Origin of the sequence: Pantoea sp. MHSD4 (assembly GCF_021043305.1) — a bacterium.
Lineage (GTDB): Bacteria > Pseudomonadota > Gammaproteobacteria > Enterobacterales > Enterobacteriaceae > Pantoea > Pantoea eucalypti.
On the sequence record NZ_JAJNDH010000001.1, the window covers coordinates 694,627 to 710,669 of the forward strand.

Genomic DNA, 16,043 nt, shown 5'->3' on the forward strand with positions numbered 1-16,043 from the left:
GATCGGAGAAAATATTACAGGAGATATTCAATGGAAAGAAAAGATTTACGTCAGTTAATCGCGTCAGTCCAACAGGAACTTAACAGATTAAGTACAAAAGAAAAAACGCTGAGCCGAAAAGAAAAAACACACCGTAAAATTGTGCTTGGTGGTGAGGTTGCAAAGTATTTAGGGCTGGATATTAATCATGATGTGTTAATTGGTTTTCTACTGACTTTTGCCAGCTCGACAGAAGTACAACGAAAAACCTGGTTAAGTAACGGGGTCAGAGTCAGAGAAAATGAAAATCTGAAAAAAGAGCAAAAAAATAAAAATTACATCAAAAAAAAGGCTCATGAAAAAGATGATGCAAAGGTACATTATGAATCGGAAAGTGTTAATCAGCTTAATGCAATGATAAAAAATACTGAAAAGGATAAATCATTGCAGCTTAATAACACTTTTTCTGCAATGCTTGAAAAGAAACTGGCAGAGAAGAAAAATAAAAATGAATGAACTTACACTGGAAGTTATAGAAAGTAACGATGAGGTTATCGCGGCTGCAACAGATCACATGGCTTTTTTTCTGTTCTCAATTCTCTCTGATTGTTATCCGGAAATCGCCACACATGAATTTGAGAATATCTTCAATGATGAGTTTAAAGTTGATATTGAAAATTTTATTAAAAGTTACAGAAAAAACATTGGAAACAGAATGGCGATGTCGGGTAAAGAGCTTGCTCAGATATATTCAAATCAGCGGTTTTATGAAAAGTTGTCCAGAGCACTCGAACAGTGTAAAAAAGATAAGACAGCTTTCACTGCTATGAATCAAGTAAAGGCTTTTCAGATATAACGCTGAACAGACTAAAACTTGTTTTGGTCTGTGAAGGGTTGGACAAGCCCACCGGGTGCGGCAGGAATTAAATTTAATATTCAGTATTGACATTTGTTGCTTGAATGTCGTGCTGGATTGTATTATTAATTTTTTTTCTTTACCGTTTAGCCCCTTTTATAGAGGGGCTTTCCCGTTATCGTTATTGTAATGATTTTTATTAGTGGCGAAATCAAACGGTCTTACCATAGAATTCTTATTTGCATCGAGAAAATTAGCCCACCATTGTAACATTAAGCGGCGCTGTTCAAGATGTTTGGCCTTATGTGTGTAGGCTGCACGGACATTGTTCTTTTCCATATGGCTCATTTGAAGTTCAACAACATCTTCTGACCAGATACCTGATTCAATCAGAGCACTACAAGCGAGGGTACGGAAACCATGACCGCACAAGTCGGTTTTGGTGTCATAGCCCATTTTACGTAGCGCCTTGTTAATTGTGTTTTCACTCATAGGCTTCATCGCGTCATAACAGCCCGTAAAGATAAAACCGTTATCACTGTTTACGTCATAAGTCAGCGTCTTTATCTCTTCAAGAATGATTAGCGCCTGATTACACAGTGGCACGTAATGTTTCCTTCGCATTTTAGCACCACGAGCAGAATGCTTAATGCCCTCAATTGCTTCACGCTGTTCCGGGATGACCCAAAGCCCACTCTTAAAATCGATTTCTGACCATCTGGCGAATCGGAGTTCACTGGAACGGACAAACGTCAGGAGATTGAGCTTGATCGCCAGTAACGTGAGCCTGCTACGTCCCTGATAACCATCAATACGTTCCAGAAGTGCTGGTATCTCTTCCAGTTCAATTGCAGGCCGATGCTCTGTCTGTGGCTTCTGTACAGCACCTTCCAGATCATAGGCAGGATTGAAGCGGATGATCTTTTGCTGAACAGCATATCGCAGGATAGCGGTAGCGTACTGTTTTACCCGCATAGCGATTTCAAGATAACCGAGTGTTTCAATCTTCTTGATTGGAACCAACAGATCACCCGTGTCTAACTCTCCTGTATCTTTGTTGCCGATATCAGGAAACAGGTAAGTTTCAAGACGAGTCCAGACTGAGCGCTGATAATCTTCTGACCAGGCAGTTTTGGTTGCAAACCAACTTTTAGCAACGTTTTTAAAAGCGCGGGTATTGTTACGTTTTTCCATCGTGGTTTTGTTGTCAGCCTGTTTTTTAGCGCTGGGATCAACTCCTGATGCTAAAAGCTTTTTGGCTTCGTCGCGGCGTTGCCTTGCGTCTGCCAGAGAAACGGCAGGGTAGACACCTATGGAAAACACCTTTTGTTTCGCTTCAAAGCGATAACCCAACTGCCAGTACTTTGAACCGTTAGGATGTACCAGCAGGTAGAGGCCGAACCCGTCAGTGAGCTTAACGGGCTTTTCAGCGGGTTTGGCATTTTTTACTTTGGTATCAGTAAGTGGCATGGCGGTTACCCCCTGAATGCTGGTAAAAGGAGAACCGAACCAGCTTTACCAGTATTTTTACCAGCAAAAGGGTGTAGCTTCGAGTATTTTTTAATAGACGTGAGTAGACAAGCTTGAAGGGTTAACCAATTGATTGAAAGCAAAAAACCAGACGTCAGTAGACATCTGGTTTCTTTAAATTGGCTCCTCTGACTGGACTCGAACCAGTGACATACGGATTAACAGTCCGCCGTTCTACCGACTGAACTACAGAGGAATCGTTTGAACGAGGCGAATATTAACGGCGTCGCTCTAAGGTGTCAACAGCAAAAAATACATTATCATTCAACTGGCTAGGTTTAACGCAAAGCGATCGGGATTTAAGCAGTTTGCGCCGTGTCAGTAGCGATCCGGGTCAGCGGATCCTGCTGATAAAACTGTCGCAGATGCTGATACATGGCGGGAAAGCGTTCTGCCAGCAGAACCGGGGCCGTAAAGAAATATTCTGAGAGCACAGCGAAGCACTCAGCCGGATCGCTGGCGGCATAAGGATCAATAGTGGCAGCCTGTTCGCCCACCAGCTCGACCTCACTCTCAATTTCTGCCATCGCGGCACGCAAATCCTTTTCCCACTGCGCCACGTCTCGCAGCGGTATCACCGGAACACCGCTGGTGTAACCACTGCCGCGCGCATCCAGCTTATGTGCCACCTCATGAATAACCAGATTAAAGCCGGAGAGGTCAAAGGAGTCCTGAATATCCAGCCAGTTGAGGACTACCGGTCCCTGTGTCCAGCTCTGTCCTGAGTGAACGGCAGGCGCACTGTGAACCAGCCCATGCTCATCCTGCCAGTGATCGTCGACCTCGAATGGCTCGGGATAGATCAGCACATCGTGAAAACCGTCCAGCCACTCCAGACCCAGCTTCAGGACAGGCAGAGAAAAGAGCAGGGCGATGCGCACGCTGCGCAGTTCATCAAGCTGTGCACCCTCGAGAGGCACCAGTTTTTTCTGCTGCAGAAAGCGCTTTGCCAGCTCAACCAACGCCTGTTGCTCGTCATTGCTGAGCAGGCTGAATACCGGCTGTGCCAGACCCTGCTGCCACGGTAATGTAGCCAGCATGTCGTCATGCGTTTTCCAGGGCCATTTAAACATCGCAACTCCCGCACAGAATCGGACTATTTCACTATCCTGACGCGGCAGATATAAAAATGCCAGCATCGAATGCTGGCACCAGTTGCTGGCTACAGGGCTGAAGGCTGTCTATTCAACCCGTTAGCGCGACCGTTGTCTGTGATTCAACCCGCAAAGCGCAGGGCTAAAGCATTAGTTGCGTTCGATGCGCTGAAATTCAATGACCCAGACCCAGGGATTCACTTCCCAGCTGGTCGCGCCGTACTGTTTTTCCCAGGCTTTGCGATACGCCTCTTTAGGCGATTCTGAGTTGGCGTTCATGGTGAAGAAGTTATTCAGGAAGTGCGAATCGGTCTGTACGCCCTCTGCCCGGATGTCATCTTCACTGATGTCCTGAATTTTCTCCGCGCGGACGCCGGTAATTTCGAGGTTGATACGGCTGGCCCAGCGAGGCATATGGATGGCGGTCTGCCAGCCAAACTCTTCGGCCTTTGGCGTGCTCAGTGCATGCTGACCCAGCTCATTACTGTCGGCCCGATACTGGCAATATTCCGGCAGGCGAAACGGCGTCGGGTCACGTTCATATTCGGCCAGATCGCTCTCTGGCACCATTGGGCCACGCCAGGTTTCACGCACCCAGAGTATGTCACCCGGTTTGCCATAGGGGCATTGATAGCTGATGTCAGCCATCGACATCATTTTGTAGCCGTGCAGATGGTTAGCACTCACATCGAAGGCGTGCACGCCCTCGTGATGATCCTGTCCCGGACCGAAAGCCTGAGTTTTCATAATGCGCCGGGTTTGCGTTTGCTGGCCAACCAACAGGGCACGAACACGCTGTTCGGAAAAAAGAATCGGCCGTTCTTTCATTGATTACCTCTTTTTTATTAGTAGAACCCGGTTACTGCTGTAAACATCCATTCACGTCACATCTCAGAGTCATCATAAAAGCTTTAAATCATTTTGCTTAATAATTTGTCGCCTGACAGTCACTTTAAAGTTGTCACGTTGGGTATTAAAAAAACGCAAAATGCAAAAAGCGCACCAACGCTTTAGATATCATGGACGCAACACGACGATTAGCCCGGATACAGTACGTTATAACGATAAAAATAGGAACCTTTTCAGACTTTTTCACCTGCTTTTGTGCACAGTTTTACAATTAAACACGTGACAAAAAAAAGTTAAACAGGGTCTGTATTATCGGTTAAACATCGACAAAACATTACAGCTGTTAAACTAATTTTCTTAGCAGCAATTCACTGAGGAAAGGCTGAAAACCGCCGAAATTGCGGTTATTGTGTAACAGAGATGCTATACAGATGATCCAGATCTCATTTTTCTGCCCGAAAAACTGGCAGCGCCGCTCTTTTCAACAGCACTGTAAAAAAAGTGTCATTAGCCAGTCGCTATGATGGCTTGCCGTTCGTGCACTGAACACGACAGAGAATCTGCTGTCGGTCACTACAGGGAGATAGACTATGTCACTCACACTCTGGCAATCTCGCTATGAAAGCTGGTTTCAGGCGAACTGGATCCACGACGACGGCGCGCACGATATTGCCCATTTACGGCGCGTCTGGATGAGCGCGCAGCGAATCATGACGGGTACACCCGCTGATCCATTGGTAGTGCTCACCGCCTGTTATTTTCACGATGTGGTTAATCTGCCAAAAAATCATCCGGAACGTCATCTCGCCTCAACCTATGCCGCCACGGAAACCCAGCGCATTCTGCAGCAGGACTTTCTCGATTTCCCTGCTGAGAAGATTGATGCGGTGATGCATGCCGTTAAAACTCACAGTTTCAGTGCTGGCATACCGCCTCAGACACTGGAAGCTAAAATCGTCCAGGATGCTGACCGGCTGGAGTCACTGGGCGCAATCGGACTGGCGCGCGTTTTTTACACGGCGGGTGCGCTGAATCGCCCGTTATTTGACAGTCAGGACCCGCTGGGCAGAGATCGCGAGCTGAATGATGTTAAGTGGACGCTGGACCATTTCCAGAAGAAGCTGTTGCGCCTGCCGGAAACCATGCATACCGAAACCGGCCGCATGTTAGCTGAGCATAACGCCGATTTCCTGGTGCGCTACATGGCGAAACTTTATGCCGAACTGCAGGGCAATCTGGTGGGGCTGGATGAGGGCGTACTGCGTGACTTCACCCCATTGAAAACTGAATATTAAATTTTTATGACAGTATATTAATCGAAACGGGCATCCGGTAGCGTGTAGCGATAACAAAAAGGAGCTGCCCGATGACCGAAACTGTTAATTTAACAATTAAAATTGATCCTGAGTTGAAAGAAACGATTAAACAGCTGGCGCTGGAAAACCAGATTTCAATGAGTCAGGAAATTGTGCAACGTTTGCAGGCCAGTCTGGAAACGCATCCCCATCCGGCGATTGATAATCAGGACATCACCGAAGAGGGGACTGAGGGATCAGGTGCCACTGACGTGAAATCCGATGGATTGAGCGCCAGCGAGTTGAAGCAGATTCGTCTGCTGCTCAAGAAACAGAGCAAGAAGAAGAAATAAAACAGAAACCCGTCGCAGGACGGGTTTTTTTATTTCAGAACCATTACGATTTCAGCTGACGTATATGTGGCAGCAGCAGCTGCGCGACTGCCGCAAACACCGGCACAACCACCGAGTTCCCAAACTGTTTATAAGCCTGCGTGTCCGAGACCGGAATGCGGAACGGCTCACGGCCAGGCACATCGAAGCCCATCAGACGGGCGCACTCGCGCGGGGAGAGACGACGGGGCCGTCGTGCCATATTGTCTGCATCCTGAAACGCTGCTTCGCCAACAGCGCTGTCCCAGCCGCGGTCAATCAGAATTTCTGAGCCATCTTTATAGTACCGCGCCGACAGCGTCCGCACGCAGCAATCAGGATTACGCGGATCGTTAAGACCAAAACCAAAGCCATTGCCTTTCGCTTTATGTTTTTTCGCATACTGGTAGAGGTAGCGCCATAACACCGGCGACAGAATATATTTGTCGTCTGGCGCGCGCTCCAGCAGGCTCTGCAGGCTGGGCACCTGCGCCGGATAGAAACGCCGGATGTCGCGTAGCGTAAAGTCCTGCTTCTTCAGGTCGCGGCGGATACCGACCAGCACAATGCGTTCGCGATGCTGTGGCAGAAAGTGACGCGCATCGATCACTTTGGCATCCGGGCTACCGGCTCCGGCATCGGCCACGTCATAGCCCAGCTCATCCAGCGTCTCCATGATAATGGCGAAGGTGCGGCCTTTATCATGGCTCTTAAGGTTTTTCACATTCTCCAGCACAAAGAAGGGCGGTTTCTTGGCGGCCAGAATACGGGCGACATCGAAAAACAGCGTGCCCTGCACCTGACACTCAAAACCGTGCGCGCGTCCCATCGCATTTTTCTTGCTGACGCCCGCCAGCGAAAAGGGCTGACAGGGAAAACCCGCCAGCAGTACCTGATGATCAGGGATCGCCGCATCAATCGCGCGGTAAATCGCGTCGTCGTCGGTCAGACCTTCCGGCTGGGTAACCTGACGGATATCGGTATTAAAGTGATGCTCCAGCGGATCGCTGTAGTGATTGGCTTTGTAAGTGCGAACCGCCTCTTTATTCCATTCACTGGTGAAGACGCACTTGCCGCCAATTGCCTCGAATCCTTTACGAATGCCGCCAATCCCGGCAAAAAGATCGATGAAACGAAACTCAGGATTATCATAATGGGCCGGTCGGGTCGGCAGCAGACTTTGCAGCAGCGACAGCTCCGCCTCGCACAACGGCGGCAAGGCGCTTTTACCCTGACGGATCCGGTTCAGCAGTGATGGCGTCCAGCAGGAAAACCCTGCCTGATGCAGGCGGGCCGTAAGATCACGAACTGAATAGATTGCCAGCACCTGCTGAACAAGTTCAGACGCGTCAGCAGATGAGGGTGCAGCAGAGAGTGGGGCAGCGAGAGCGGCGGAATGCATGCGTTTTTCCTTAACAGTAAGGCGCCTATGCTATCACTCCAGACGCTATGAGGAAATTGCCGGGATGTGCCCCGTGCCAGCGCCCCGGAAAGTTCTGTTTTTGCGGCATACTCTCCGAACTCATCCGGCGACAGCTTTCGCTTTTCGTGGCGCAGACTAAAGTTACAGAACCAGCAAAAAAGGAGAGGTTATGGCTGATGTTCACTCCAGCGAAACGCGCAGCAAAAATATGCGTGCTATTCGCGCTCAGGATACGGCCATTGAGCAACGTATTGCACTGTTGCTGAAAGACCGGGGATTCAGCTTTCGCGTGCAGGATAAAAACCTGCCAGGTCGGCCTGATTTCGTTCTGACAGAACAGCAGGCAATCATCTTCGTTCATGGCTGTTTCTGGCATCGCCATCACTGCTATCTGTTTAAGATGCCGGCGACGCGAACAGAGTTCTGGACCGGCAAAATCAACAGCAATGTTGAACGTGATCGGCGCTATGTGCGCCAGCTGCAGGAGGGCGGCTGGAAAGTACTGATCATCTGGGAGTGTGCGCTACGGGGCAAACTGCGCCTGACGGATCAGGATCTGCTGGAGCGGCTGGAGGAGTGGCTGATGGCGATGTCGGAGAGTGCCGAAGTCGACTATCAGGGTATTCATCATTACAACGCTGATTGCTAATCAGGAACATAATTGGTTAGATCTGCGCTTTCTCCGTGGCCAGGAGCCTAAATGAGCAGCATAAAACTGACGGTAAAACGCCTCTATCAGATTCGTGACGAGCGGATGGTTAACACCAAAGCGACTGCGCGGGTCTACTGCGGTGACAGGCTTATTGCCACGGAGGAGATTACCGGCATGACCGAAAGCCCGGTCAGCAAATATTTGCATGCTGAAGGCAAAGCAGGTGAGACGGTACGGGTGGAGTGGGATTGTGAGGGCATCGCAGAGATGACCGTTACGGAAATTGAGCGCTGCCCATGTTGTCAACATAACGAACCAGACTAAGGATAAGAATTTTGGCAGGCACCAGTTTACTGACTTTACTTGATGATATTGCAACACTTCTGGACGATATTTCCGTCATGGGGAAAGTGGCGGCAAAAAAAACCGCTGGCGTACTGGGCGACGATCTGTCGCTGAATGCACAGCAGGTCACCGGCGTAAAAGCCAATCGTGAGCTGCCTGTGGTCTGGGGCGTTGCCAAGGGCTCGTTCCTCAACAAACTGATCCTGGTGCCCATGGCGCTGGTCATCTCTGCGTTTGCGCCCTGGCTTATCACGCCGCTGCTGATGATTGGCGGGGCCTATCTCTGTTACGAAGGCGTTGAAAAGGTCATGCACACGCTACAACAGGATAAGCAGAGCAAATCACCGGAAGCGCGCAAGCAGCGACTTGACTCACTGGCTAAAGAGAATGCGGCAGAGTTCGAGAAGAAGAAGATCAAAGGCGCGGTGCGCACGGATTTCATTCTCTCTGCTGAAATTGTCGCGATTACCTTAGGGATTGTGTCGGACGCACCGCTGCTTAACCAGGTGATTATTCTGGCGGGCATCGCGATTCTGGTCACCATTGGCGTGTACGGCATCGTGGCCGCCATCGTGAAAATTGATGACCTTGGCTTCTGGCTGCGTGAAAAAACCTCGCGGCTTGCGCAGGGCATCGGCAGCGTGCTGCTGGCTGCAGCGCCCTGGTTGATGAAGATTCTTTCAGTGGTCGGCACCATCGCGATGTTCCTTGTGGGTGGTGGCATCGTGGTGCATGGCATTGAACCGCTGCATCACCTCATCGGGCAAGTCAGCAGCGGCTTTAACGGCTGGATCGCCATGCTCCTGAGTAATGGCGCAAACCTGGTGCTTGGTTTTATCATTGGGTCGATCGTGCTGTTAGTGGTTAACCTTATTGCCAGAGTGCGCGGAAAATCGGTATAAAGCGCACTGTGATTTACGGTCAGGAGAATGACGATGAACGACGACATGTTTGAATTTGATATCGACGCACAACTTGAGCAGGCTGAAGCGAAAGCGGAGAAAAAAGCCAGCGAAGTGCCGGATGATCTCGGCGACGAAGCCGATTGCGAAGGCTGTAAAATCTGACGTCAGCGTCAAGACCTCATCAAAGCGGATAAGTTTTTATCCGCTTTTTTTATTTTCCGCATATCCAGCTGATTAATTCCGAATTTGCCCTTTTTTTGCGTGCCTTAACAGGCAGGAACCTTCTTCGCCTGCTATAAAGAAAATAGTCACTCAGGTTAATAACACACCGGTAATCAAAGGAGCGCAATATGGTTTTCGCAATCAGTGAAGAAGTGCAGCACAAGGAACAGGGACAGACGATGGTGGTGACCGGCTTCGCGAGTGGCATGGTGGAATGCCGCTGGTACGACGGTTATGCTGTTCGCAGTGAAGCCTTTCGTAGTGATGAGCTGAGCGCCCTGAATCCTGAGCAACTGGCGAGCTAATAGCATACAGGCCTGTGGGTCCAGTGACCCGCCAGGCCCGCTTAAAGTTTATTGATGGCCCGGCACGTCCCTGTGCCGTCCTGTTTCAGACATTCCCGTCGTTATCCTCTTCAACGGCCTGATAGATACGCTGCAGCACGTCCGGAAAAGCAGACTGGACACGGCTCCAGCTCGGTATAAACGGCTTATCGTTAGGTCGCTCAATAAAAGCCTGGCCCGCTTCCAGAATGGACTGGGTAAACATCTCTACTGCTGCCTCTTCCACATGCTGATCAAACTTCAGCCCGTTCATCGCCGCCTCGTGGTTATAGGTCTCCATCATATCCAGCGCATTACGGTAATAGGTTGCTTTCAGCACACGAAACGAGTCGCTGGTCAACGGCACACCCATGGTGGCGAGCTTACGCAGCAGTGACTGGACGATATCGCTGCTCATACGCTTCAGGCCGCCGGTGCCATCATCTTCCGCCAGTGGCTGATGCTTGTGATCGTAATTATCGGCGATTTCCACCTGGCACGACTGACGGGTGGTGTAGTTGCGGTAAATCTCTGACAGCACACCAATCTCAAGCCCCCAGTCGCCGGGGATTTTAATGCCGTTCAGCACATGGGTTCGCATAGCGAACTCGCCGGAGAGCGGATAGCGGAAGCTCGACAGATAATCCAGATATTCGGAATGGCCATAGACTTTCTGCAGCGAGCGCAGCAGCGGCCCGACCAGAAGACGGCCTACGCGGCCATTAAGCTTGCCATCCGCAACTCGCGCATAGAACCCTTTACAGAATTCATACTGAAACGCCGGGTTTGCCAGCGGGTAAAGCAGACGGGCCAGCATGCCGCGCTCATAGGTGACAATATCGCAGTCATGCAATGCCACACAGCTGGTGCGGTCCGACGCCAGGGTGTAACCGGTACAAAACCAGACATTGCGGCCTTTACCCGGATTGGTGGGTGACAGACCCTCTTTATCCAGTTCCGCATCGATCGCCTTGAGGCGGGGGCCATCGTTCCACAGAATGCGATGCCGTTGCGGCAGACGGGAGAAGAATTCGCGGGCAAACAGGAACTGGTCGCGGTCGGCACGGTCCAGACCAATCACGATTTCATCCAGATAAGGCACTTTAGCCAGTTCATCAACAATTTTTGTCAGCGCCGGGCCTTCAAGTTCGGAAAATAGCGATGGCAGGATCAGCCCCATTTTGCGTTTGCGGGCAAAGCGTACCATCTCTTTTTCCAGCGACTCCACACTGCGGTGGGTAAGGTTGTGGAAGTTAGTGATTACGCCATTCTGGTAAAAGTCACTCATCGCATCATCCTTTTAATGCCCGTGGGCAGCTTATTGAGATTGAGTCAGAAAATAGTCCAGCCCTTCACGCCAGCCTTCAGGGCCATGATGAGCCGTGTGATAAACCTGAGCAGGGTCGGTCCGGCTGAGTGTCACCGGCGTTTTACTGTAGCCTTTAATCACCACGGCATAATCAACCGCATCCAGCATCGGCGCATCATTAGGCCCGTCGCCCAGACCGATTGTGGTGCGTGTCTCTCCGGGGAAGTGATCCAGCAGCCAGCGCAGCGCTTCGCCTTTGCCGCTCCCGGCGGGCAGCACATGCCAGAAACGTCCGCCCTGGGTCAGCGCAAGACCTTCAGCGCGAAGTGCGTCATGAAAACGGTCAAAGGCTTCGTCACTGTCGCGCCAGACAATGACTTCAGAAGCGTCGCGCTGACGGGACAGCGCTGATTCCGCTTCGCTTAATCCAGTCATTGAGGCAACTTCCGGATCAGAGAAGTCATGAAAACCGGTAAAGCGAAAATCTTTTTTTAAAGCAGCCAGGCGCAGACAGAGGTTGTCATAAGTCAGCGTGTTATCAGGCAGGCGAATCCGCTGTTGATCCTGTGTCTGTATCACTGCGCCATTCTCAGCAATAAACGGCGAACCGCTGATGCCGAGCCTTTTTTGCAGCGGAATAATTTCGGCCGCTGTTTTGCTGGAACAGATCACCAGCGGAACCGCATGGTGTTTCAGCGTGGTGAGCCACTCGGTGGCCGCATCCCAGCGATAGGTATGATGGTCCAGTAGTGAACCATCCAAATCGGTAATAATCATTAACGGCTGGTGGAGATCGGGCATTAACAGGCTCCTTTCATCACGTTCGCGGCTAAAGCGGCGATTTTTCAATATTATAGTTGAATATGGCTCACACTTTTTTTCCTGCGTCATTGGCCCGAAATCCAGGATAATTCTTAAAACCAGGTCGCAATAATCCGAGGGATGCATGAAGTGTGCGGGGCGCAATGACCAGCTGGCGCGGTGTTTCCGGTAACATTTTTCCATATCTGTCTGACATGTTGCAAAAATGTGCATATCTGATGCTTGTTTCAATCCAGGGATAGGGTAATCTGCAGAGGTGTTAAGAATTCCCTGGTGTAACGAATGAGTTTTTTACCCGGCCTTCCCGCCGGGTATTTTTTTGAAATCGATTTCAGCCATCAAGTTCTCAGGCGCGATAATTCGAAATGTCGATCTCAAACGCCTCTGCCAGTTCGGTGTAGGAGTGAAAAACCCGGCCTTCAACTTCCAGCCGTGGCTGCTGGTCCTGATCCATATACTCCCGAATTTCTCCAGACGTTCTGGCCTGAATAGCCGTTAGTAAACCCTCGATATCAACCTGTAAATCTGACGGCTGACCCTCGCTGTGCTGCATTTCGTCTTTCATTTTCTGACTCCTGAGAGCAAACAGAATATTGAGTATAGAACCTGATGCAGAAAGGCGGGCGAGGGCAAATTTCAGGCAAAAAAAAGCCCGCGCTGCGCGGGCAAAATCCTTGTTACTTGCATTTTGGCTGCACCTATTGGGGTGGTGCAGTCAGGGAAGTGTATAGGCGAGGCGCGTAAGAAATCTTGCGGTAAAACGTTAAGATACTGCAAAACTTTATCCTTACTCAGATTTACCTGACTTTATGTCCTGACAGAGCATATTCAGCTATAGTTGATAATAAAGCTGATTTTTATCAATACCTAAAGGAATGGTCATGGACATTTTACGAATTATTATTGCGATATTGCTGCCACCACTGGGCGTGTTTATGCAGGTTGGTTTTGGCGGCGCATTCTGGCTGAACATCCTGCTGACGATCTGTGGTTATATCCCGGGCATCATTCACGCCGTCTGGGTTATTGCCCGCCGGTAACGCGCTGCATTGGCACGGTTCTTCGTTTAGACTGTATTCAGGATATTATCTGGAGAACCGAAATGAAGGTAAATGACCGCGTCAGCGTTAAAACCGATGGCGGCCCACGTCGCACAGGCAACATTCTGGCTATGGAGCCATTCAATGAAGGCACTATGTTTTTAGTGGCGCTGGAAGATTACCCATTGGGTATCTGGTTTTTTAATGAAACAAACCAGCCGGATGGCATTTTTGTAGAGCCTTGCCAGGATGCCTGAACCTGACGCGCAATAAAAAAGCCGCGTTCCGGTATACGGAAACGCGGCTTTTTGCTGTTGTTAATCCCCCGGCAGTCGTCGCCCGCCCGGGATGACTGGCGAAGAGTTTAGAAGGTTTCCCAGTTATCAGTACCGGTGGCGAGCGCAGGACGTGCTGCCAGTGCCGGTGTTTTGAGTGGTGCAGCGGCGCGTGGAGCCACACCTGCGGTAGCGGGGGAGTCGTGCAGGCGGAATGCGGCTACCGCCTGTGTTAATTTACCGGCCTGATCTTCAAGCGAGGCTGCTGCGGCTGAAGCTTCTTCCACCAGAGAGGCGTTCTGCTGGGTAACGTTATCCATCTCGGTAACCGCCTGGCTCACCTGCTGAATGCCACGGCTCTGTTCATCCGACGCTGCGGCAATCTCTGACATAATGTCGGTGACGCGACGGACTGCTTCTACAATTTCACCCATCGTGTTCCCGGCCGCGCCGACCTGATGCGAACCGTCATTGATCAGCGTAACCGACTCCGCTATTAAAGATTCTATCTCTTTAGCAGCCTGCGCACTGCGCTGGGCCAGATTTCGCACTTCGCTCGCTACCACCGCAAAACCACGTCCCTGTTCACCGGCCCGTGCCGCTTCAACCGCCGCGTTCAGCGCCAGAATATTGGTCTGGAACGCAATGCTATTAATGACATTGGTGATCTCAGCGATTTTCTTCGAGCTGCCGGAAATATTGGTCATGGTTTTCACGACATTATTGACCAGATCGCCTCCGCTGCGCGCTTTGCCTGAGGCATCTGCGGCGAGCTGACTGGCGTGATGCGCATTCTCGGCGTTCTGTTTCACTGTGGCGGTAAGTTGTTCCATGCTGGCTGCGGTCTGCTCCAGTGCCGCTGCCTGCTGCTCGGTACGGGATGAGAGATCGGTGTTACCGGCTGATATTTCGCTGGAACCCTGATAAATGGCCACTGCGCCTTCACGCACCGTACCCACGGTGGTCACCAGCGACTGCTGCATCAGCTGCAGATTGTGGATCAGTGTACCAATCTCACTGCGACCAAAGGGCAGGGGGGCGGAGGTCAGATCGCCCTGCGCAATACGCTCGATACGCAGCACAGACTGACGCAGGGGGCTAATGACCACGCGGCGCAGGAACACAAAGGTCAGCAGCACCAGCACCAGTGCGGCACTGAACGCCACAGCCATTGAGATAAAGCCGATGCGCGATTGCTGATCCGCTTCAGCGGTAATGGCATTGGCGCGGTCAGTACGAATCTTGATCGCTTTGAGTAATACCGCGTTGTACTCGTCATCCAGCTTGCGGGTAACGTCCGTCTCCTGAGCGATAATGCCCTCAAAACTGCCCTGTTTACCGGAATCGATCATCGGTATCAGGCCTTTATTGATGTAATTGTTGAAGCGGGTCTGCAGTGTGGCGTCCAGTTCAACGTCTGCTGGCGTCTTCACTACACGCGCCATATAGACCGCGAACCCCTGCTTTGCCTGTTGAATACGTTTTTCAGCGGCGGCGATATTGGCACGAAAATCGTCCATTTCACCGATACGCGCGGCGGCACCCGCCTGAATAATGGTCAGTCGCGCAGTACGCAGGTGGTTTGAACTGTTAGAAAGGCCCATACGAACCTGAATTTCGTCCGTGGCATCATCAAGTGAGTGGTTGCTTAAAATCAGAAAGTAACTGGCGACACCAATGCAGAGTGCGAACAGCAGCAAAATGCCGCCGAAGATCAGGCTAAACAGCGGCACCAGGCGGAGATTCTGCCAGATGCCAGCGCTTTTCTGTCCATCATTATCTAATGCAGTGTTCATATCCTTGCTCTCTTGAGGCTGTTGTTATAAGGCATAACATCGGCAAAAGAGCGAAAAAGGTTAGCAGTAAGAATGAGACATGGATCGCAATTTAGTGCAAAAAAAAACCGGCCATACCGGCCGGTTCTTCAGGATTTACGATCAGCGAATATTAACGTAAATACCCGAGGTCACATTATCGGTCAAACGCACCACATGATAAATAACCTGCTTATTATGGGTTTTGATTTTGCGTTTAATATTACCTTTGTGTGACGATACCGTTTTGGCCTTAATTTGCATTTTATCTGAGATCTGAATGGTATCATGACCTGACATCCACATCTTCAGCATGTTTGACTCAGTCTGGCTCAACGTTAATGGATGAACATCCATGCCAGAAGAGATGCGTGCAGACTGGTTAAGCTTCTTCTGCAAATAGGTGCCGAGTAAGGAGTCCAGGGTCGATGTCTTCATCGATTTTGATGTAATAATCAGGTTCTTACGAACGTAGAGATATTCCTCAAAATGGATATTGCTAATCGCCATGAATATAAAGAACAGTGTGTCCGGATGCTGCGTAATAATACTGCGAATACGTTCACTGGAATCTGACTCATGAATGAAACAATCTTCATTAATAAAGACGACACCAGGATTTAATTGCTCACATTTCTGCTGTAGTTGCTCAATATCGGAGACAGATGAGATATTTTTCTTCTTAACTCCTTTTAAAGACATATAGTCTGATAATCCCAGGCGTGTGTAGTTGCAGGAATCCATAATAATAGTTGGCATAATAGCGACCCTCACCAATTTGTTATCCGTTTAAATCAACGATGAATACGCGTTGCGGTACGAGAGAGATTTCTTAGATACTTTTTATTCTGCTCGTGCAGTTTGGCAACAGGCAACCGCCCGTAAAAGTCTTCATCCCTGACCCGTTCTGCAAAAATTTTGTGCCGCCATGACGTCACA

General features: G+C 50.2%; 20 protein-coding genes and 1 tRNA gene. 11 read left to right on the forward strand and 10 right to left on the reverse strand.

Annotated elements, in window-relative coordinates; all coding sequences use genetic code 11:
- Positions 1-30 precede the first annotated feature (30 nt).
- The gene (gene traD, locus LQK91_RS03070) at positions 31-495 is read left to right on the forward strand and encodes a conjugal transfer protein TraD (protein ID WP_105099066.1); all 465 of its coding nucleotides are present in this window, start codon (positions 31-33) and stop codon (positions 493-495) included.
- A complete protein-coding gene (locus LQK91_RS03075; RefSeq protein ID WP_105099067.1) occupies positions 488-835 on the forward strand; it encodes a hypothetical protein in 348 nt (115 codons plus the stop codon). The genes traD and LQK91_RS03075 overlap by 8 nt, the downstream gene beginning before the upstream one ends.
- Positions 836-991: 156 nt before the next feature.
- Here the strand turns inward: LQK91_RS03075 and LQK91_RS03080 are convergent, their stop codons facing one another.
- The 4 genes from LQK91_RS03080 to LQK91_RS03095 form a co-directional block, all read right to left on the reverse strand.
- Positions 992-2,305 (reverse strand): tyrosine-type recombinase/integrase, encoded by a 1,314-nt coding sequence (locus LQK91_RS03080; RefSeq protein WP_105099068.1) that lies wholly within the window; start codon positions 2,303-2,305, stop codon positions 992-994.
- A gap of 180 nt (positions 2,306-2,485) precedes the next feature.
- Positions 2,486-2,561 (reverse strand) — tRNA-Asn (locus LQK91_RS03085).
- A 103-nt stretch (positions 2,562-2,664) separates the two neighbouring features.
- Positions 2,665-3,438: a DgsA anti-repressor MtfA gene (gene mtfA, locus LQK91_RS03090; RefSeq protein WP_008926889.1), complete on the reverse strand. Its 774-nt coding sequence runs from the start codon at positions 3,436-3,438 to the stop codon at positions 2,665-2,667.
- A 171-nt stretch (positions 3,439-3,609) separates the two neighbouring features.
- Positions 3,610-4,287: a hypothetical protein gene (locus LQK91_RS03095; protein ID WP_105099069.1), complete on the reverse strand. Its 678-nt coding sequence runs from the start codon at positions 4,285-4,287 to the stop codon at positions 3,610-3,612.
- A 611-nt stretch (positions 4,288-4,898) separates the two neighbouring features.
- On the opposite strand from LQK91_RS03095, the gene LQK91_RS03100 reads away from it, so the two are divergent.
- Together LQK91_RS03100 and LQK91_RS03105 are read left to right on the forward strand one after the other, a co-directional pair.
- On the forward strand, positions 4,899-5,603 hold the full coding sequence (locus tag LQK91_RS03100; RefSeq protein ID WP_003854432.1) for a phosphohydrolase: 705 nt from the start codon (positions 4,899-4,901) through the stop codon (positions 5,601-5,603).
- A gap of 71 nt (positions 5,604-5,674) precedes the next feature.
- Positions 5,675-5,956 (forward strand): Arc family DNA-binding protein, encoded by a 282-nt coding sequence (locus tag LQK91_RS03105; protein WP_003854433.1) that lies wholly within the window; start codon positions 5,675-5,677, stop codon positions 5,954-5,956.
- Positions 5,957-5,999: 43 nt separating this feature from the next.
- Here LQK91_RS03105 and dcm read toward each other — a convergent pair whose 3' ends face one another.
- Positions 6,000-7,376: a DNA (cytosine-5-)-methyltransferase gene (gene dcm / locus LQK91_RS03110; RefSeq protein ID WP_039659965.1), complete on the reverse strand. Its 1,377-nt coding sequence runs from the start codon at positions 7,374-7,376 to the stop codon at positions 6,000-6,002.
- Positions 7,377-7,566: 190 nt separating this feature from the next.
- On the opposite strand from dcm, the gene LQK91_RS03115 reads away from it, so the two are divergent.
- The 5 genes from LQK91_RS03115 to LQK91_RS03130 all read left to right on the forward strand — a co-directional run bounded on the left by LQK91_RS03115 (position 7,567) and on the right by LQK91_RS03130 (position 9,826).
- Positions 7,567-8,046 (forward strand): very short patch repair endonuclease, encoded by a 480-nt coding sequence (locus tag LQK91_RS03115; protein WP_105099070.1) that lies wholly within the window; start codon positions 7,567-7,569, stop codon positions 8,044-8,046.
- Between the two features lie 51 nt (positions 8,047-8,097).
- On the forward strand, positions 8,098-8,373 hold the full coding sequence (locus tag LQK91_RS03120; protein WP_003854439.1) for a hypothetical protein: 276 nt from the start codon (positions 8,098-8,100) through the stop codon (positions 8,371-8,373).
- 11 nt (positions 8,374-8,384) lie between these two features.
- Positions 8,385-9,296 carry a DUF808 family protein gene (locus LQK91_RS03125; protein WP_003854441.1) on the forward strand — a complete coding sequence of 304 codons (912 nt, stop codon included), beginning with the start codon at positions 8,385-8,387 and terminating at the stop codon, positions 9,294-9,296.
- A gap of 33 nt (positions 9,297-9,329) precedes the next feature.
- Complete coding sequence (locus LQK91_RS21990; RefSeq protein ID WP_003854444.1) at positions 9,330-9,461, forward strand: hypothetical protein; 132 nt, start codon at positions 9,330-9,332, stop codon at positions 9,459-9,461.
- 188 nt (positions 9,462-9,649) lie between these two features.
- Positions 9,650-9,826: a YodC family protein gene (locus LQK91_RS03130; protein WP_003854445.1), complete on the forward strand. Its 177-nt coding sequence runs from the start codon at positions 9,650-9,652 to the stop codon at positions 9,824-9,826.
- Positions 9,827-9,911: 85 nt separating this feature from the next.
- Here LQK91_RS03130 and LQK91_RS03135 read toward each other — a convergent pair whose 3' ends face one another.
- From LQK91_RS03135 to LQK91_RS03145, 3 genes are all read right to left on the reverse strand, one after another.
- Positions 9,912-11,132, reverse strand: a complete 1,221-nt coding sequence (locus LQK91_RS03135; protein WP_003854447.1) for a glycosyl transferase — start codon at positions 11,130-11,132, stop codon at positions 9,912-9,914.
- Positions 11,133-11,162: 30 nt separating this feature from the next.
- Positions 11,163-11,954: a mannosyl-3-phosphoglycerate phosphatase-related protein gene (locus LQK91_RS03140; protein ID WP_105099071.1), complete on the reverse strand. Its 792-nt coding sequence runs from the start codon at positions 11,952-11,954 to the stop codon at positions 11,163-11,165.
- A gap of 367 nt (positions 11,955-12,321) precedes the next feature.
- A complete protein-coding gene (locus tag LQK91_RS03145; RefSeq protein ID WP_003854453.1) occupies positions 12,322-12,540 on the reverse strand; it encodes a DUF2525 domain-containing protein in 219 nt (72 codons plus the stop codon).
- 316 nt (positions 12,541-12,856) lie between these two features.
- On the opposite strand from LQK91_RS03145, the gene LQK91_RS03150 reads away from it, so the two are divergent.
- On the forward strand, positions 12,857-13,015 hold the full coding sequence (locus LQK91_RS03150; protein ID WP_003854456.1) for a YqaE/Pmp3 family membrane protein: 159 nt from the start codon (positions 12,857-12,859) through the stop codon (positions 13,013-13,015).
- Positions 13,016-13,077: 62 nt separating this feature from the next.
- Complete coding sequence (gene dsrB / locus LQK91_RS03155) at positions 13,078-13,272, forward strand: protein DsrB (RefSeq protein WP_003854458.1); 195 nt, start codon at positions 13,078-13,080, stop codon at positions 13,270-13,272.
- A gap of 107 nt (positions 13,273-13,379) precedes the next feature.
- Here the strand turns inward: dsrB and LQK91_RS03160 are convergent, their stop codons facing one another.
- Entirely contained in the window at positions 13,380-15,086 is a 1,707-nt protein-coding gene (locus tag LQK91_RS03160) for a methyl-accepting chemotaxis protein (protein ID WP_003854460.1), read from the reverse strand.
- Positions 15,087-15,227: 141 nt separating this feature from the next.
- Positions 15,228-15,863 (reverse strand): transcriptional regulator RcsA, encoded by a 636-nt coding sequence (rcsA, locus tag LQK91_RS03165; protein WP_008926881.1) that lies wholly within the window; start codon positions 15,861-15,863, stop codon positions 15,228-15,230.
- Positions 15,864-16,043 lie beyond the last annotated feature (180 nt).

Bases quoted from the DNA above. Each gene is read 5' to 3' on its own strand.
- traD (WP_105099066.1), top strand. From the start codon at position 31: ATGGAAAGAAAAGATTTACGTCAGTTAATCGCGTCAGTCCAACAGGAA.
- LQK91_RS03075 (WP_105099067.1), top strand. From the start codon at position 488: ATGAATGAACTTACACTGGAAGTTATAGAAAGTAACGATGAGGTTATC.
- LQK91_RS03080 (WP_105099068.1), bottom strand. From the start codon at position 2,305: ATGCCACTTACTGATACCAAAGTAAAAAATGCCAAACCCGCTGAAAAG.
- mtfA (WP_008926889.1), bottom strand. From the start codon at position 3,438: ATGTTTAAATGGCCCTGGAAAACGCATGACGACATGCTGGCTACATTA.
- LQK91_RS03095 (WP_105099069.1), bottom strand. From the start codon at position 4,287: ATGAAAGAACGGCCGATTCTTTTTTCCGAACAGCGTGTTCGTGCCCTG.
- LQK91_RS03100 (WP_003854432.1), top strand. From the start codon at position 4,899: ATGTCACTCACACTCTGGCAATCTCGCTATGAAAGCTGGTTTCAGGCG.
- LQK91_RS03105 (WP_003854433.1), top strand. From the start codon at position 5,675: ATGACCGAAACTGTTAATTTAACAATTAAAATTGATCCTGAGTTGAAA.
- dcm (WP_039659965.1), bottom strand. From the start codon at position 7,376: ATGCATTCCGCCGCTCTCGCTGCCCCACTCTCTGCTGCACCCTCATCT.
- LQK91_RS03115 (WP_105099070.1), top strand. From the start codon at position 7,567: ATGGCTGATGTTCACTCCAGCGAAACGCGCAGCAAAAATATGCGTGCT.
- LQK91_RS03120 (WP_003854439.1), top strand. From the start codon at position 8,098: ATGAGCAGCATAAAACTGACGGTAAAACGCCTCTATCAGATTCGTGAC.
- LQK91_RS21990 (WP_003854444.1), top strand. From the start codon at position 9,330: ATGAACGACGACATGTTTGAATTTGATATCGACGCACAACTTGAGCAG.
- LQK91_RS03130 (WP_003854445.1), top strand. From the start codon at position 9,650: ATGGTTTTCGCAATCAGTGAAGAAGTGCAGCACAAGGAACAGGGACAG.
- LQK91_RS03135 (WP_003854447.1), bottom strand. From the start codon at position 11,132: ATGAGTGACTTTTACCAGAATGGCGTAATCACTAACTTCCACAACCTT.
- LQK91_RS03140 (WP_105099071.1), bottom strand. From the start codon at position 11,954: ATGCCCGATCTCCACCAGCCGTTAATGATTATTACCGATTTGGATGGT.
- LQK91_RS03145 (WP_003854453.1), bottom strand. From the start codon at position 12,540: ATGAAAGACGAAATGCAGCACAGCGAGGGTCAGCCGTCAGATTTACAG.
- LQK91_RS03150 (WP_003854456.1), top strand. From the start codon at position 12,857: ATGGACATTTTACGAATTATTATTGCGATATTGCTGCCACCACTGGGC.
- dsrB (WP_003854458.1), top strand. From the start codon at position 13,078: ATGAAGGTAAATGACCGCGTCAGCGTTAAAACCGATGGCGGCCCACGT.
- LQK91_RS03160 (WP_003854460.1), bottom strand. From the start codon at position 15,086: ATGAACACTGCATTAGATAATGATGGACAGAAAAGCGCTGGCATCTGG.
- rcsA (WP_008926881.1), bottom strand. From the start codon at position 15,863: ATGCCAACTATTATTATGGATTCCTGCAACTACACACGCCTGGGATTA.